The organism is Vibrio sp. VP6 (assembly GCF_028823755.1).
GTDB lineage: Bacteria > Pseudomonadota > Gammaproteobacteria > Enterobacterales > Vibrionaceae > Vibrio > Vibrio parahaemolyticus.
Window position 1 is genome coordinate 113,533 of record NZ_JAPEID010000009.1, and the last position, 16,776, is coordinate 130,308.

Annotated in this window: 15 protein-coding genes; 10 read left to right on the plus strand and 5 right to left on the minus strand. The window is 44.8% G+C overall.

The window, feature by feature from the left end:
• Complete coding sequence (locus tag OU793_RS08450; RefSeq protein ID WP_005495990.1) at nucleotides 1-1,362, plus strand: TRAP transporter large permease; 1,362 nt, start codon at nucleotides 1-3, stop codon at nucleotides 1,360-1,362.
• A 47-nt stretch (nucleotides 1,363-1,409) separates the two neighbouring features.
• Here the strand turns inward: OU793_RS08450 and OU793_RS08455 are convergent, their stop codons facing one another.
• The 3 genes from OU793_RS08455 to OU793_RS08465 all read right to left on the minus strand — a co-directional run bounded on the left by OU793_RS08455 (nucleotide 1,410) and on the right by OU793_RS08465 (nucleotide 4,813).
• Complete coding sequence (locus tag OU793_RS08455; RefSeq protein WP_031832147.1) at nucleotides 1,410-1,592, minus strand: hypothetical protein; 183 nt, start codon at nucleotides 1,590-1,592, stop codon at nucleotides 1,410-1,412.
• A 76-nt stretch (nucleotides 1,593-1,668) separates the two neighbouring features.
• On the minus strand, nucleotides 1,669-3,006 hold the full coding sequence (locus tag OU793_RS08460; protein ID WP_025622393.1) for a sigma-54 dependent transcriptional regulator: 1,338 nt from the start codon (nucleotides 3,004-3,006) through the stop codon (nucleotides 1,669-1,671).
• Between the two features lie 4 nt (nucleotides 3,007-3,010).
• Nucleotides 3,011-4,813, minus strand: a complete 1,803-nt coding sequence (locus tag OU793_RS08465) for an ATP-binding protein (RefSeq protein ID WP_140103111.1) — start codon at nucleotides 4,811-4,813, stop codon at nucleotides 3,011-3,013.
• A gap of 46 nt (nucleotides 4,814-4,859) precedes the next feature.
• Between OU793_RS08465 and OU793_RS08470 the strand changes: the two genes are divergently transcribed.
• From OU793_RS08470 to OU793_RS08505, 8 genes are all read left to right on the plus strand, one after another.
• Nucleotides 4,860-5,045, plus strand: a complete 186-nt coding sequence (locus OU793_RS08470; RefSeq protein ID WP_005482581.1) for a hypothetical protein — start codon at nucleotides 4,860-4,862, stop codon at nucleotides 5,043-5,045.
• 293 nt (nucleotides 5,046-5,338) lie between these two features.
• Nucleotides 5,339-6,643, plus strand: a complete 1,305-nt coding sequence (gene tig, locus OU793_RS08475) for a trigger factor (protein WP_005460612.1) — start codon at nucleotides 5,339-5,341, stop codon at nucleotides 6,641-6,643.
• A 105-nt stretch (nucleotides 6,644-6,748) separates the two neighbouring features.
• On the plus strand, nucleotides 6,749-7,375 hold the full coding sequence (gene clpP / locus OU793_RS08480; RefSeq protein WP_005460620.1) for an ATP-dependent Clp endopeptidase proteolytic subunit ClpP: 627 nt from the start codon (nucleotides 6,749-6,751) through the stop codon (nucleotides 7,373-7,375).
• A gap of 71 nt (nucleotides 7,376-7,446) precedes the next feature.
• Nucleotides 7,447-8,727 (plus strand): ATP-dependent protease ATP-binding subunit ClpX, encoded by a 1,281-nt coding sequence (gene clpX, locus OU793_RS08485; protein ID WP_005460618.1) that lies wholly within the window; start codon nucleotides 7,447-7,449, stop codon nucleotides 8,725-8,727.
• Between the two features lie 131 nt (nucleotides 8,728-8,858).
• Nucleotides 8,859-11,210: an endopeptidase La gene (gene lon, locus OU793_RS08490; protein ID WP_140103112.1), complete on the plus strand. Its 2,352-nt coding sequence runs from the start codon at nucleotides 8,859-8,861 to the stop codon at nucleotides 11,208-11,210.
• Nucleotides 11,211-11,402: 192 nt separating this feature from the next.
• Entirely contained in the window at nucleotides 11,403-11,675 is a 273-nt protein-coding gene (locus OU793_RS08495; RefSeq protein ID WP_005382341.1) for an HU family DNA-binding protein, read from the plus strand.
• 199 nt (nucleotides 11,676-11,874) lie between these two features.
• Nucleotides 11,875-13,734, plus strand: coding sequence for a peptidylprolyl isomerase (gene ppiD, locus OU793_RS08500; protein ID WP_042781025.1), 1,860 nt, complete (start codon nucleotides 11,875-11,877; stop codon nucleotides 13,732-13,734).
• Between the two features lie 150 nt (nucleotides 13,735-13,884).
• Nucleotides 13,885-14,169: a ComEA family DNA-binding protein gene (locus OU793_RS08505; RefSeq protein ID WP_180793850.1), complete on the plus strand. Its 285-nt coding sequence runs from the start codon at nucleotides 13,885-13,887 to the stop codon at nucleotides 14,167-14,169.
• Between the two features lie 90 nt (nucleotides 14,170-14,259).
• Here the strand turns inward: OU793_RS08505 and rrtA are convergent, their stop codons facing one another.
• The gene (gene rrtA / locus OU793_RS08510) at nucleotides 14,260-14,811 is read right to left on the minus strand and encodes a rhombosortase (RefSeq protein WP_023624117.1); all 552 of its coding nucleotides are present in this window, start codon (nucleotides 14,809-14,811) and stop codon (nucleotides 14,260-14,262) included.
• A gap of 3 nt (nucleotides 14,812-14,814) precedes the next feature.
• Here rrtA and OU793_RS08515 point away from each other — a divergent pair, with 3 nt between their 5' ends.
• Entirely contained in the window at nucleotides 14,815-15,429 is a 615-nt protein-coding gene (locus OU793_RS08515) for a tRNA-uridine aminocarboxypropyltransferase (protein ID WP_017448700.1), read from the plus strand.
• Nucleotides 15,430-15,435: 6 nt separating this feature from the next.
• On the opposite strand, the gene OU793_RS08520 is transcribed toward OU793_RS08515, so the two are convergent.
• Entirely contained in the window at nucleotides 15,436-16,770 is a 1,335-nt protein-coding gene (locus OU793_RS08520) for an anti-phage deoxyguanosine triphosphatase (RefSeq protein ID WP_180793849.1), read from the minus strand.
• Nucleotides 16,771-16,776: the final 6 nt, after the last annotated feature.

The following is a 16,776-nucleotide window of genomic DNA, read 5'->3' on the forward strand; positions in this document are numbered from 1 at the left end:
ATGGATATTTTACTACTGTTTTTAATGGTGATTGGCTTCATGCTCATTGGTGTGCCAATCGCAATTTCTCTGGGTCTTTCCAGTGTACTTTTCTTAATGCTGCATTCCGATGCTTCTTTGGCGTCAGTTGCTCAAACGCTGTTTAACGCCTTTGCTGGTCACTATACATTGTTGGCGATACCTTTCTTCATTTTGGCCTCAAGTTTTATGTCGACAGGTGGCGTTGCAAAGCGAATCATCCGATTTGCGATTGCCATCGTCGGTTGGTTCCGTGGTGGTCTCGCCATGGCTTCTGTTGTGGCATGTATGATGTTTGCAGCACTGTCTGGCTCTTCACCAGCAACCGTGGTCGCTATCGGTAGTATCGTCATAGCGGGGATGATCAAAAACGGTTACTCGAAAGAGTTTGCTGCGGGTGTTATCTGTAACGCAGGTACTTTGGGGATCTTGATTCCGCCATCGATCGTGATGGTGGTGTATGCGGCTGCGACCGATGTGTCAGTAGGGCGTATGTTCCTTGGGGGTGTGATCCCGGGTTTGCTGGCTGGCGTGATGTTGATGATCGCTATCTACATTGCGGCGAGGATTAAGAATCTACCTAAGCAACCATTTGTGGGATGGAAAGAAACGTTTGATGCCGCCAAAGATGCGAGTTGGGGCTTGCTGCTGGTGGTGATCATCCTTGGCGGTATCTATGGCGGTATTTTCACACCAACAGAGGCTGCGGCAGTTGCGGCGGTGTACTCATTCTTTATCGCGAACTTTATCTATAAAGACATGGGACCATTTGCTGATAAGCAAAACACCAAACCAGCGATCGTCAAAGTGATTCAGACCTTTGTCCATGAAGACACTAAGCATACCTTGTATGAAGCGGGCAAGCTTACCATCATGCTGCTGTTTATCATTGCTAATGCACTGATCTTAAAACACGTACTGACTGAAGAACGTATCCCTCAGATGATCACGGAATCGATGCTGTCTGCGGGGCTTGGGCCAATTACGTTCTTGATAGTTGTAAACTTGTTGCTCCTGATCGGTGGTCAGTTTATGGAGCCTTCGGGCTTATTGATCATCGTTGCTCCTTTGGTGTTCCCAATTGCCATTGCGCTGGGCATCGACCCAATTCACCTCGGTATCATGATGGTAGTGAACATGGAAATCGGCATGATAACGCCACCAGTCGGGTTGAACCTGTTTGTAACGGCTGGGGTGGCAAGAATGTCGATGATGAATGTTGTAAAAGCGGCATTGCCATGGGTGGGCGTCATGTTCTTGTTCTTGATAATTGTGACTTATGTGCCTTGGGTATCAACCTGGTTACCAACGACCTTGATGGGGCCAGAAATAATCACTAAATAACACATTTTCCGAATTACATTCACGCAACCAAAAAGAGGTGTGAGCTATCACACCTCTTCGTCTATGGATTTAAAATCTTGTTTTCTCGGATCGGGATGGACTCTGCGCTCATAGCCGTGCCACTTCTTTTTGTTTTTACGTCGGTCTTCACCGGAGCGCCTTTCTTCTTGATACTGGCCGTCTACCACCACTGTATCGGTAATGATCGGTATCCTCACTTTTTCATTCATATCCATATGAGCCCAATAATTGCCTTAGCAAAATTATGATTCAAGTTGGATATAATACCAATCGTGCGAACCGGTTTTATTTATAGAGCTCTTTATCTATCTGATAGCGTTGCATTTTGTCATACAGCGTTTTTCGAGGCACATTCAACTGTTCCATCGTTTGTTTGATGCTGCCATTGTTTTCTAGTAGCGCATTTTCTATCGCTGCCTTTTCAAACTCCGCCACTTGCTCTGCAAGGCTACTGGTTGAGGCGGGGATGGAACTTGGTTCACCTAATTGGATGAGTTTACCTAATAAAACGAAACGCTCTGCTGCATTGCGCAGTTCTCGGACATTTCCCGGCCAATCGTGAGCCATTAGCTGAGCCAAATCTTGTGCTGAAAGGCTTGGCGAACTTTTACCATAGCGTGACGCCGCGACTAAAAGAAAATGGTGGAAAAGGGCAGGGATGTCTTCCTTGCGTTCACGTAAGGGAGGCAAATCTAGCGTAACCACGTTGAGGCGGTAGTAGAGGTCTTGACGAAATGTACCTTGTTCCGCCGCACGTTTAAGATCCACTTTCGTTGCCGCGACAACGCGAATGTCGAGAGGTAAAAGTTCGTTTGAGCCAACGCGTTCAATCACGCGCTCTTGCAGGACGCGCAACAAACGAATTTGTGCCTGAATTGGCATCGATTCGATTTCATCTAAGAAGAGTGTGCCGCCCTGAGCAAATTCAAACTTACCAATACGCCGACTTTCTGCACCAGTAAATGCGCCTTTTTCGTGACCATAGAGTTCGCTTTCAATTAAGTTTTCTGGCACCGCGCCACAGTTCACCGCCACAAAGTTATTGTTTCTACGAGAACTTTGTTCGTGCAGTGAGCGGGCGATAAGCTCTTTACCTGTACCTGTTTCGCCAAACAGCAGAATATCGGCATCAGTATCAGCAATGTGGGTGATGGTTTCTCGCAGCGTTTGGATGCTGGTGGTTTCACCGATTATTCGGGGGCCAAGCGTTTGGCTTGCTTTGAGTGATTGACGAAGTTTCTCATTTTCGTTCGTCAGTTGGCGTCTTTCAATGGCGCGCTTTACGGTTTCAACCAAGTGTTCTGGCGCAAAAGGTTTCTCTATAAAATCGTAGGCCCCTTGGTGTAACGCATTTACGGCCATAGAGATGTCACCATGGCCTGTAATCATGATAACTGGCAGGTTTGGGTCGCGTTGAACTAACGTGGTTAACAGGTCCATACCTGAAATACCGGGTAAGCAGATGTCGGTTACAATTACGCCAGCTTCGTCGCTTTGTTTCATGGCTAACAAGGCGGATTCCGCATCGGAAAAAAAAGTCGCTTCGATATCGGCTAGCTCAAACGTTTGTTCTATTGCTAATCGAAGGTCGGTTTCATCATCAATAAAAAACACCTGACACATTATCTTATCCTTCTGATTGTTCGGTGCGTTGGCATATTGGTAAACACAATGAGAATCGAGCGCCACCTTGGGCTCGGTTGTGAGCACTCAAGCTGCCGTTCATACTAGCCAATATTTGCTGAGATATAGAAAGTCCTAATCCCAATCCATTCTTTTTAGTCGTTAAAAACGGTTCGCAAAGTTCGGACAGTGTGTGCGAACCAAGCCCAGGGCCATTGTCATCGACATGAATCATCACTTTGTTTTCATCCGTATCCGTTTCAACGAGCAACCACACTTGTTTATCTTGTTGTTCTTTTACGGCTTCAATTGCGTTTGTCAGCAAGTTAACCAGAACTTGCTCCAATTGAATGGTATTGATTTGAACCTCGATGTTGTCAGTAGGAAGTTCGGTAGCAAGTAGAACACGAGCAGATTTAAAAGCGGGTTTCATGAGCTCTTTTGATGAGGCTATCACGGGCAACAGGCGTGTTTGGGTAAGCTCATTGCCGCTGGCCTTTTTGGCAAACGAACGCAATTGCTGGCTGATGTTTGCCATTCTGTCTGTGAGGGCTGAAATGCGAGTGAGATTATCTTCCACTCGATCATACTTTTCTTTCTGAAGGAACAATTTTCCATTCTCAGCAAAGCTACGAATGGCTGCCAACGGATTATTCAGCTCATGGCTGATGCTCGCTGACATTTGACCGAGAACTGCCAGCTTAGCCGCTTGAATCAACTCATCTTGGGTCAAACGCAGTGTTTGCTCCGTTTCGGTTCGCTGCGCAATTTCAGCCTGTAACTCTGCTGTTCTCGCCATGACTTGAAATTCTAACTTCTGATTCGCCTCTTGTTGGATTCGTTCTAACTGCAAATGACGTTGTTGGCGGTGATAAATCAACTGGCCAATCAAGAACAAAACCGTAAAGGCCAACGTAAGCACAACGATATAGCCCATCGTAACCCAAACGATGGATTGTTTTGGCGAAAGCACACGAATCGTTAGCTTTAACTCAGGTAAAGGCAGTGAAGAGACAACCAGTGTCCCTTTATTATAGGGGTAGCCTTGTTTCAGTTCAGAATTTGGTGCATTCAAGTTGCCGACAAAGCCCAATGTCGGAATCGGTGTGTCGAGATATTGTCTACTCGTCCAAACTTGCTTTTTATCTGCATCACTTAACGGTTGTAGGCTTTTGAATAGCCAATCCTGCCGGCTGCTCATAAAGACAATATTGTGAGGGTCGCTGGCCACGAACACGCTGTCAGGTTGTTGCCAGTTATCTTCAATTTTACTCAAATCCATTTTTACGACCACGATGCCCAACACGCCGCCAGCATAAATTATTGGATATGAGTAGTAATAGCCACGTTGGCCGGATGTTGAGCCCAGAGCGTAATATTGGCTGCTTTCACCGCTGATGGCTTGTTTAAAGTAAGGTCTAAAAGCAAAGTTGCGTCCAATAAAAGAGCGCTTTTTACGCCAGTTACTTGCTGCAATGGTCGTGCCCCATTGATCAATCAAATAAGTATCTGCCGCTTCAATAACGTTGTTCACCGATTCTAGATAGCGATTGGTGATTTCGAGTTGAGCGCTATTTGAAGGATTCAGTAGAGCTTCAAAAAGAGGATCATCTTTGGCTAAAAGATTGGGTATATGGGCGTATTTATCGAGCTTATTTTTGATGTGGCTAGAAAATTGTTCGAGCTGTGATTGGTGTTTATCTAGCAAAGATTGATAGCTGTGTTGCCACACCCAGCGACCGCCCACAATGGCGCACAGGAAATATAAGGCGAAAAAAATCAGTAAAATACGATTTCGTTGAGACATCCTTGCATTCCTATTACACGTCCTTTTTATGCCTTTAGAAATGTTAATGGGTTGTAGGGATGATGGGGGATTTAGTTTTCAACTCTGTGGAGTAAAACAAGAGCAAGATCTCTTTTTACGCTTTTCAATAAAAAAAGCAGTCGATTCTCTTGAAAAAGTCGCTATTGTCCCCATTCTAGATATGCTGACGCGCTCATTGGGTGTTTTAATCCCATTTTTGGCAAAAAAATGAGTCAGCTTTCGAGAATTTAGCGCAGACAATGTCCACATAGTGGCTATTGGCTCGACAGGGTTGCGACAGATCGCTAGAATGTCGCGTCTAAAAATTCTGTCCTGAGGCTAATAGGAGATACCTTTGATATTTCTGTCGAAGATATCACTGATTAGTCTGGTGCTGAGAATCAGCATCAATACTCGATTTTAAATTAGGTGTTCGGACAGGACACTACACAAGGATGAAGCGTTAACTTAAAGAGTTACGCTCATACGCTCGGATAACCGAGCCACTTTAGAGGTTTATAAATAATGCAAGTTACTGTTGAAACGCTAGAGGGCCTAGAGCGCCGTCTAAACATTACTGTTCCAGCTGCAAACATCGAAGATGCTGTAACAGCTGAACTACGCAACATCGCTAAAAACCGTCGTTTCGATGGTTTCCGTAAGGGTAAAGTGCCTCTAAAAATGGTTGCTAAGATGTACGGCAAAGCAGTACGTCAAGACGTTCTTGGTGAAGTTATGCAACGTCACTTCATCGAAGCGATCGTAAAAGAGAAAATCAACCCAGCTGGCGCTCCAACTTTCGCTCCTGTAGAAAACAAAGAAGGTGCAGACCTAGTTTTCACAGCAACTTTTGAAGTTTACCCAGAAGTTGAACTAAAAGGCCTAGAAAACATCACTGTTGAGAAGCCTCTAACTGAAGTTAAAGAAGCAGACGTAGAAGAGATGATCGAAACTCTACGTAAGCAACAAGCAACTTGGGTTGAAGTTGAAGAAGCAGCAGAAGCTGGCAAACGCGTAAGCATCGATTTCGTTGGTTCTATCGACGGCGAAGAGTTTGAAGGCGGTAAAGCTGAGAACTTCCCACTAGAAATGGGCGCTGGTCGCATGATCCCTGGTTTCGAAGACGGTATTGCAGGTAAAACTGCTGGTATGGAATTCGACATCGACGTAACTTTCCCAGAAGATTACCACGCTGAAAACCTAAAAGGTAAAGCGGCTAAGTTCGCAATCAAAGTGAACAAAGTTGAAGCTCGTGAACTTCCAGAACTAAACGACGAATTCGTTGCTAAGTTCGGTGTTGCTGAAGGCGGTGTAGACGCACTTAAAGCTGAAGTACGTAAGAACATGGAACGCGAACTTAAGCAAGCTGTTAAGACTCGCATCAAAGAGCAAGCAATCGAAGGTCTAGTTAAAGAAAACGAAATCGACGTTCCTGCTGCACTTATCGAGCAAGAAATCCACGTTCTACGTCAACAAGCGGCACAACGCTTCGGTGGTAACCCAGAAGCAGCTGCACAGCTTCCACGTGAACTGTTCGAAGAACAAGCTAAGCGTCGCGTAGTTGTTGGTCTTCTACTAGGTGAAGTAATCAAGTCTGAAGAGCTAAAAGCGGACGACGAGAAAGTTAAGGCTCTAATCGAAGAAATGGCTACTGCATACGAAGATCCATCAGAAGTTATTGCTTACTACGAGCAAAACGAGCAAATGATGAACAACATGCGTAACGTAGCTCTAGAAGAGCAAGCAATCGACGCGATCATCGCTAAAGCACAGGTAACTGAGAAAGAAGTAGGCTTCAACGAGCTACTTAACCAACAACCTGCTGCTTAATAAGCAATATCTTGCGTAGAAGGTTGACTTAACGTTAACTATTCTGCTAACAATGGTCCGTATGATAGTCATCATCCGGGCCATTTATTTTAGGGACATAAGAATATGAGCTACCAAGAAAAAAATGCAATGTCGCCAATTATGGACGCACTAGTACCAATGGTGGTTGAGCAAACTTCCCGAGGCGAGCGTTCTTACGACATCTACTCACGTCTACTTAAAGAGCGCGTGATTTTTTTAACTGGTCAAGTGGAAGACCACATGGCAAACCTTGTCGTGGCTCAGCTACTTTTCCTAGAATCTGAAAATCCAGATAAAGACATTTTCCTATACATCAACTCTCCAGGCGGCAGCGTAACTGCAGGTATGTCAATTTACGACACAATGCAGTTTATTAAACCAAATGTAAGCACTGTATGTATGGGCCAAGCTTGTTCTATGGGCGCATTCCTGCTTGCAGGTGGTGCTGCTGGTAAACGTTACGTTCTTCCTAACTCACGTGTGATGATCCACCAACCACTAGGTGGTTTCCAGGGTCAAGCTTCTGATATCCAAATCCATGCTCAGGAAATCCTGACCATTAAACAGAAGCTAAACAACCTGTTAGCAGAACATACTGGCCAGCCTCTTGAAGTGATTGAACGCGATACCGATCGTGACAACTTCATGTCAGCAGAGCAGGCTGTGGAATACGGTATCGTGGATGCAGTGTTGAGCCATCGCGGCGCGTAATTTAGCCAGCGCATTTTGGCAAAAATTGATATACACTCATTCATGAAGAGTAAAGGCTAAGAGGTTAGCGAATGACAGATAAAAGCAAAGAAAGTGGCAGCGGTAAATTGCTGTACTGTTCTTTCTGCGGCAAAAGTCAGCACGAAGTTCGCAAGCTAATCGCAGGTCCGTCAGTTTACATTTGCGACGAGTGTGTCGACCTATGTAACGATATTATTCGCGAAGAAATCAAGGATGTTCTCCCTAAGAAAGAATCTGAAGCGTTACCAACGCCAAAACAGATCCGTGAACACCTTGACGACTATGTGATCGGACAAGATTACGCGAAAAAAGTGCTCGCAGTTGCGGTATATAACCACTACAAGCGTTTACGCAATGGTGATACAACGAGCGAAGGTGTGGAGCTTGGTAAAAGTAACATCCTTCTAATTGGTCCTACAGGTAGTGGTAAAACGCTGCTTGCTGAGACGCTAGCTCGATTCTTGGATGTGCCATTCACAATGGCAGACGCAACCACACTAACCGAAGCTGGTTATGTGGGTGAAGACGTTGAAAACATCATCCAAAAGCTTCTGCAAAAATGTGATTACGATGTAGCGAAGGCTGAACGCGGCATTGTTTACATTGACGAAATTGACAAAATTTCTCGCAAAGCTGAAAACCCATCAATTACGCGTGACGTATCTGGTGAGGGTGTTCAGCAAGCGCTATTGAAACTTATCGAAGGTACGGTTGCTTCAGTTCCACCTCAAGGTGGTCGTAAGCATCCACAGCAAGAATTCCTGCAAGTGGACACGTCTAAGATCCTGTTCATCTGTGGTGGTGCATTTGCTGGTTTAGATAAAGTTATCGAACAGCGTGTAGCTACGGGTACTGGTATCGGCTTTGGTGCAGAAGTGCGCTCGAAGAACGAAACCAAAACCGTCGGCGAACTGTTTACTCAGGTTGAGCCAGAAGATCTAGTGAAGTATGGTTTGATTCCAGAATTCATTGGTCGTCTTCCTGTGACAACAACACTGACAGAGCTTGATGAAGAAGCGTTGATTCAGATCCTATGTGAACCGAAAAACGCACTGACCAAGCAGTATGCAGCATTGTTTGAGCTAGAAAACGCAGAGCTTGAATTCCGTGAAGATGCCCTTCGTGCTATCGCGAAGAAAGCAATGGAACGTAAGACAGGTGCTCGTGGTTTGCGTTCAATTCTGGAAAGTGTTCTGCTTGAAACCATGTACGAACTGCCATCTGCGACAGATGTAAGTAAAGTTGTGATTGATGAATCCGTCATCAATGGTGAGTCAGAACCACTGCTTATTTACAGCAATGCCGACAATCAGGCAGCTGGAGCAGAATAAATTCAGCCATGAATGAAAAAGGAGGTAAGTAATTACCTCCTTTTTTTATTTCTCTTATTGAATCCAAACAATTAGCCCCCATATACTGCCTTAAGTAATACGTTAAACGTGAAAGCGGAAGAGAGAATTATATGAACTTGGAACGTTCCGAGCGTATCGAGATCCCGGTATTACCTCTACGTGACGTAGTGGTCTACCCGCACATGGTGATTCCATTGTTTGTTGGTCGTGAGAAATCGATTAGCTGTCTAGAAACGGCGATGGAAACAAACAAACAAGTTCTGCTTGTGGCTCAAAAACAAGCTGACACTGATGAACCAACGGTTGATGACCTATTCGAAGTGGGTACGGTAGCTACCATTCTCCAACTTCTAAAGCTCCCTGATGGCACAGTAAAAGTACTGGTTGAAGGTCAGCAGCGCGCAAAAATTAATCATTTCAAAGAAAGTGATTTCTTCTTAGCTGAGGCGGAATTCATCGTAACACCAGAATTGGATGAACGTGAGCAAGAAGTGATTGTTCGCAGCGCAATCAACCAATTCGAAGGCTTCATTAAGTTAAACAAAAAGATTCCACCAGAAGTGCTAACGTCACTGAATGGTATCGATGAAGCGGCACGCCTAGCTGATACGATTGCGGCACATATGCCTCTTAAACTTGTTGATAAACAACAAGTGCTTGAAATTATTGATGTTACTGAGCGTCTAGAGTTCCTAATGGGCCAGATGGAATCAGAGATCGATTTGCTACAAGTTGAGAAACGCATTCGTGGTCGCGTGAAAAAGCAAATGGAGAAGTCTCAGCGTGAGTACTATCTGAATGAGCAAATGAAAGCGATTCAGAAAGAGCTGGGTGAGATGGAAGACGCTCCTGATGAGTTCGAGACTCTGCAAAAGAAGATCGACGAATCAAAAATGCCGCAAGAAGCACGTGAAAAGACAGAGCAAGAGCTGCAAAAGCTTAAGATGATGTCTCCAATGTCCGCAGAAGCGACCGTGGTTCGTAGCTACATCGACTGGATGGTAAGTGTACCTTGGACTAAGCGTTCTAAAGTGAAGAAAAATCTTGCGAAAGCGGAAGAGATTCTGAACGAAGACCATTATGGTCTAGAGCGCGTGAAAGAGCGTATTCTGGAATACTTGGCAGTTCAAAACCGCATTAACAAGCTAAAAGGTCCAATCCTTTGTCTTGTTGGTCCTCCAGGCGTGGGTAAAACATCGCTTGGCCGCTCAATTGCATCTGCTACTGGCCGTAAATACGTACGTATGGCCCTAGGTGGCGTGCGTGATGAAGCAGAGATTCGAGGCCACCGTCGTACTTACATTGGTTCATTGCCAGGTAAGCTGATTCAGAAAATGTCGAAAGTTGGTGTGAAAAACCCTCTCTTCCTTCTGGATGAAATCGACAAAATGTCTTCAGACATGCGTGGTGACCCGGCTTCAGCGTTGCTTGAAGTATTAGACCCTGAACAAAACAACTCATTCAACGACCACTACCTAGAAGTGGATTACGACTTGTCTGATGTGATGTTTGTTGCAACGTCTAACTCGATGAATATTCCTGGTCCGTTACTTGATCGTATGGAAGTGATTCGTCTATCCGGTTACACCGAAGATGAAAAACTAAACATTGCGAAGCGTCACCTTGTTGAAAAACAAGTGCAACGTAATGGCTTGAAACCAAACGAGATAGTCATCGAAGATTCAGCAATCATCGGTATTATCCGTTACTACACTCGTGAAGCGGGTGTGCGTGGTCTTGAGCGTGAGATTTCTAAGATCTGCCGCAAAGCAGTGAAGAACATCCTGCTAGATAAAGACATCAAATCAGTGACGGTAACGATGGACAACCTAAAAGAATACTTGGGTGTTCAACGTTTCGATTACGGGAAAGCTGATGAAAGCAACCGAATTGGTCAAGTTACTGGTCTAGCTTGGACTGAAGTGGGTGGCGATCTATTAACGATTGAAACTCAATCTATGCCAGGTAAAGGTAAGCTGACTCAAACAGGTTCGCTGGGCGACGTAATGCAAGAGTCTATCCAAGCAGCAATGACCGTGGTGCGCTCTCGTGCAGATAAACTGGGCATTAACTCAGATTTCTACGAGAAAAAAGACATCCACGTTCACGTGCCTGAAGGTGCGACGCCGAAAGATGGCCCAAGTGCGGGTACAGCAATGTGTACTGCTTTGGTATCGGCTCTTACAGGTAACCCGGTAAAAGCTGAAGTTGCGATGACGGGTGAGATCACCCTACGTGGTGAAGTATTACCAATCGGTGGCTTAAAAGAGAAGTTACTTGCGGCACACCGTGGCGGCATAAAGACAGTGCTTATCCCGAAAGATAACGAGCGTGATCTGGAAGAGATTCCTGAGAATGTTATCGCAGATCTGCAAGTTATCCCTGTTCAGTGGATTGATGAAGTACTTAAAGTTGCACTAGAGCGAGACCCGACAGGCGTTGAGTTTGAAGCTACAAAATAGTGATGTGCAGCAAAAATAAGTAAAAGTTTGCGCTGATAAGCCTAAAAAGGCTTGTCAGCGTTTTTTTTGGGCGCTAAGTTAGTTTCGATAGCTGCCAGCCCTTGAAAAATAAGGGTTGGAGCATATTTTCTTAACTATGGAACGAAAAGTCATCACAAAAATAATCACAGATGGCACAAAGGGGAAATCACAGTGAATAAAACTCAATTAGTAGAACAAATCGCAGAAAATGCAGACATCTCTAAAGCGTCAGCGGGTCGTGCTCTAGATGCATTCATCGAAGCAGTAAGTGGCACACTTCAGTCTGGTGATCAAGTTGCTCTAGTTGGCTTCGGTACATTCAGCGTTCGCACTCGTGCTGCACGTACTGGTCGTAACCCAAAAACTGGTGAAGAAATCCAAATCGCAGAAGCAAAAGTACCAGCTTTCAAAGCAGGTAAAGCACTGAAAGACGCTTGTAACTAATTAAAGCGTGATTCTGTTGCCGGCCATTTGAATAACTTTTGCTCAAACAATAAGTTTCGAACAAAAATTTACAAACTTCGAGCCGAACTTTTTTAAATTATGCGCATCATACTGATGCGCATTTCTTTTTCTGATATTATCGCGTCATTATATTTTCTATTAGAAGCCGTACGCTTCAATTGTGGAGAGCAGTTAAATTATGATGGATCGACTACGCGAAGGCGTGAATAGCATCGCGGTCAAAATTATCCTTGGACTTATCATCCTGTCTTTCGTATTTGCCGGTGTAGGTAGCTACCTAGTGAATGGCAGCAACAATTCAGCAGCGAAAGTAGGTAACACCGAGATTCCTCGTGGTGAGTTCGAGATGGCTTACCAAAATGAGCGCAATCGCATGCAAGCTCAATTGGGTGACTACTTCTCTCAAATGTTGGCTGACCCTGCATACGTTGAATCTTTCCGCAAATCAGTGCTTGATCGTATGATTAATGACGTATTGCTTGACCAACAAGCTGAAGCACTTGGCTTACGAATCAGCGATGCTCAAGTTCGTAGCATGATTCTTGAAATGCCTCAGTTCCAATCTAACGGTCAGTTTGATCAAGAAATTTACCAAGCATCGCTACGTCGTGCAGGTTTCTCTCCTGATTCTTTTGCTGAGTACATGCGTCGTGAATTGGTGCGTGAGCAGCTTCTAACAGCGCTTCAAAGCAGTGAGTTTACTCTTCCAGGCGAAGTTCAATCTCAGGGTAAACTGTTTACCCAAACACGCGACATCCGCACTGTAACCATCGATTTGGCAGAGTTTGCGAAGAAAGTTGAGTTAACTGACGAAGAAATTCAAGCTTACTACAAAGCAAACCCAGATAACTTCACTCGTCCAGAGCAAGTGAAAGTGTCTTACGTTGAGTTGTCTGCTGAAGCACTTAAGAAGCAGATTCAAGTAACAGATGAAGACGTTAAGAAATACTACGACGAGCATCTAGACAAATACTCTTCAGAAGAGCAACGCCGAGTGGCGCACATTCTTGTTGAAGGTGATGATGAAGCAAAAGCACAAGCTATCTTAGATGAATTGAACGCAGGTGCAGATTTTGCTGCGGTAGCGCAAGAGAAGTCTGATGATTTCGGTAGTGCTGAAAACGGCGGTGACTTAGGTTGGATCGAACGTGATGTTATGGATCCTGCGTTTGAAGAAGCTGCGTTTGCACTTAAGAACCCAGGTGACATGTCTGGTCTAGTAAAATCTGACTTTGGCTACCACATTATCAAGCTAGAAGAGCTGAAAGATGCCGTTGCAAAACCATTTGATGAAGTGGCTGCTGAGATTAAGCAAGAGCTAGTAGACCAAAAAGCGGTGGATCAATTCTACGAGCTTCAAAACGAGCTTGAGCGTGTTGCTTTTGAGTACCCTGATTCACTAGATGATGCTTCTAAAGCTATTAACCAAGAAGTGAAGACAACAGACTTCATCTCTCAAGTTGATGCACCTGAGGTTCTACGTAACCAAGCCGTTATGCAAGCACTACTGAGCCCAGAAGTGAAAGAAGACGGTCTGAACTCTGAAGCGATTGAAGTTGCGCCTGAGCACATTATTGTTGTTCGTGTTGAAGATTCTCGTGACGAAACAGTGCTTCCATTAGCTGAAGTGAAAGAACAAGTTGTGGCGGAACTATCTCGCGTTAAAGGTGAGCAAGGTGCCCTAGAGCTAGGTACAAAAGTGGTAGCTGCTCTGAATGAAGGCAATACGGCTGTTCTTGCGGAAAACAACCTAACATTTGGTGAGCAAGAGACTGTTGACCGTCGTTCGCCACTAGCAACTACCGTCTTTGCAATGGCGAAGCCAGTAGATGGCAAACCTGTCTACGGTCAGTCGAAAGACCTTGAAGGCAACATCGTAGTGATTGAACTGGATGCTGTGAAAGCGGAACTAGATAGTTCGCTAGAAGATCAAGTTGCGATGCAAATGCAACGTGCATCATCTCAGCAGGATCTATCTTCTGTTCTCGCTGTATTGCGTGCTAACACAGACATTGAGTACTTTGTTGTGAGCAACTAAGCACTAATTATGTAATTTGCATGTTAACTAAAACGGGTCGCGTAAGCGGCCCGTTTTATTTTTGTTTAAACAAACTTCAATGACGATGAGTGTTTGCCTACATTAGGGCGGATTATTTCAGAGCGTTAATTTGGAGTGTATATGTTCAATATGAAATGGATTTTAACCTTGTGTTTAGTGGTGTTCGCACCACTCAGTTTGGCCGCTGATACCAAGGCTGATAAATATGAAGGAATTGAAATTACGGTCAATATCAATACTGCTTCTGCAGAAGAGATAGCAACGATGCTGAAAGGTATTGGCGAAAAGAAAGCGCAAAGCATAGTTGACTACCGTACTGAGCACGGCCCATTTAAAACAGCAGCTGATTTAACCAATGTAAAAGGAATTGGTGAAGCAACCATCAAGAAAAACAAAGACCGCATTCTTCTATAAACGCGGGCTTCGACCATTGTATTCTTACTGAGTTTTCGTTTCCGGTTACTGCTTTCCCGAACCAAACCCTCTTTCGTGGTTCGGGATTTTTTATCCAAATATACGGCGATGGAATCCTTTCTCTACTAATGCCATACCTAAGCCTCCCATTGCACCAAACAGGTGTGCATCAACAGCAACACGAGCGCCTATCATTGCAGCAGTGCTGGTTGAAGGGCCATAAAATTGCTCCCATGCGATTTTCGCAATAAGTCCGGCGACTAAGAGTAGGCTACTTCTTCTGTTTTCAAACACTTCTCTGAGAGCCCAAAAACCAAACAAACCGTGTAAGACGCCAGACAAGCCGACATAGACTGACATGCTAGTCAGTAAGTTCATTGCGCCGACAAAGGCACAAAGCAAAAGAAAAACAGTCGAGAAGTTGCGCGCACTAGGACGGAATATAAACGCGATAACCCATAATCCAGCCAAGTTCATTCCAAGGTGGGCAAAGTTGGTATGCGTGAGATTTCCTGTTACGATTCGCCACCATTCACCATGACGTATGTTGTAAGCGTGCCATTCGGTGAGGCTCGCCATTGGTTCGAATTGTAGTACTAAGCAGATAACGCTGATGATGGTCAGCAATGTATAAAGGTTCACTCTATGTCTCGTTATTGTTCTCAGTGTGGAAAATCGCGCAAAGCCTGTATTTGCCAATGGATTGTACCGCTAGCAAGCGGGGTTGAACTTATCATTCTTCAGCATACGAGTGAAGCGCATCGTCCACTTGGTACGGCACGGATTCTCAATTTGAGTTTAAAGAACTGTACTTGTTTGATTGGCGAGGATTTTTCTGATGACGCACAGTTAAACGCGTTGCTCACCGATAAAGCGTATCAGCATTTTATCCTTTATCCGTCTGAGCAATCACAGTGCCTTTCAGACATTGCGTGTACCGAGAGCGAGCGCACAAGAAAAACACGCCTAATTTTGCTCGATGGCACGTGGAAAAAAGCCTATAAAATGTGGCAGCTTTCCACCAACTTGCACGCTTTAACCACAGTAAAGCTTCCCGAGGATTTACAAGGTCACTATACAATTCGTAAAGCGCCTTCAGACAACAGTCTTTCGACAGTGGAAGCAGGGTTTTATGCGTTGAGTTTGTTGGAGCCGGATAACGACTTCTCGCCGCTACTTAATGCTTTTGACAGGATGATTGAATTTCAAATCGCCCAGATGCCTCCGGGCGTATTTGAAAAGAATTATTTGAACAAGTAGAACAGTCTACAAAACAATAGAAGAGAACAATTGGCGGTGTAGCTTTTGCGCATGACCATCGGTCATTGCGGATATGTAATCGGCAATGACTCGCATTTTGCCACTACCGCTAGTTGCACTCTGCCAAAGCTCTTTTGTGTGTATTGGCAACAATCGTTCAGGATCGGCACTTAGTGCTTCGAATATATCCATGATGATTTGTTGCCCTTTGTATTCGACAATCTGTACCTGCGGCACTTGAATGACATACTGACTGACGAAATGTTTAAGCACATCTAGCGCTTTCGCCACATGCGGTTCTAAACAAGCATTCCATGCCAGTAAAGGGTTTTGGAATGGTTCATCAACCACTTTAATAGAGATGCTTGTAAGTAGGGCATTGACCATACCGCCAATCGCATCTTTGCGTTGGTGATGTTTACCGCTAAACAGCATTTGTCCAATAGAGCCGATATGTTCTTCAAACCAAGGATCACCGCAATCAGCTAACTGACTTGCAGCACCTTCTTGCCATTGCTGACGTGTGACCATACCCAACACAATGGCATCTTCTAAGTCGTGCACGCCATACGCAATATCATCGGCGAGCTCCATAATGGAGCAGTCGAGGGATTTAAAGCGCGTTTTGCTGTGCTCTAAATCGGAGTCTGGTCGATAGCGCATTTGGCTCAACAGGCTTTTGTCATTCTCGCTGAGTGGAGCGATAACCCAATCAAACAGATCTTTATCGCAATCGTAGATGCCTTTCGCTGGGCTCCATTCTTTGGCTTTTAATCGGCGTTGATGTTCTGCAGGGTTTGGCAGCTTGACTGAACGAGTCTGACTGATGAGTGCTGGGTATTTGATCAAACCTAACAAAGTTCGGCGCGATAGATTCATCCCGAAGTGCTCAGTGTATGGCTCCAATTTGGTCACAATACGAAAAGTCTGCGCATTGCCTTCAAAGCCACCATGGTCACGCATCATATAGTTCAATGCGACTTCACCACCGTGTCCGTATGGTGGGTGGCCAATATCGTGCGCGAGACACAGAGAGTCAATCAAACTGTCCGAGGGCAATAGTTCTTTAAATTCAGACTGTTTCTTTTTGAGTTGTGCGACAATACCTGTGCCTAATTGGGCCGCTTCTAACGAGTGGGTAAGTCGACTTCTATGAAAGTCTTCCAAGCTGTTGCCATGAACTTGAGTTTTCGCTTGTAGGCGTCGAAATGCCGCAGAGTGCAGGATTCTCGCTCTATCACGTTGATAGGGGCTGCGGTGGTCATCACGGCGGATTTTATGCTCATCGTCGTGGCGCTCTTGCCACAAAGAGTGTAATTCAAACGACACGTTTATCTCCATAAACTA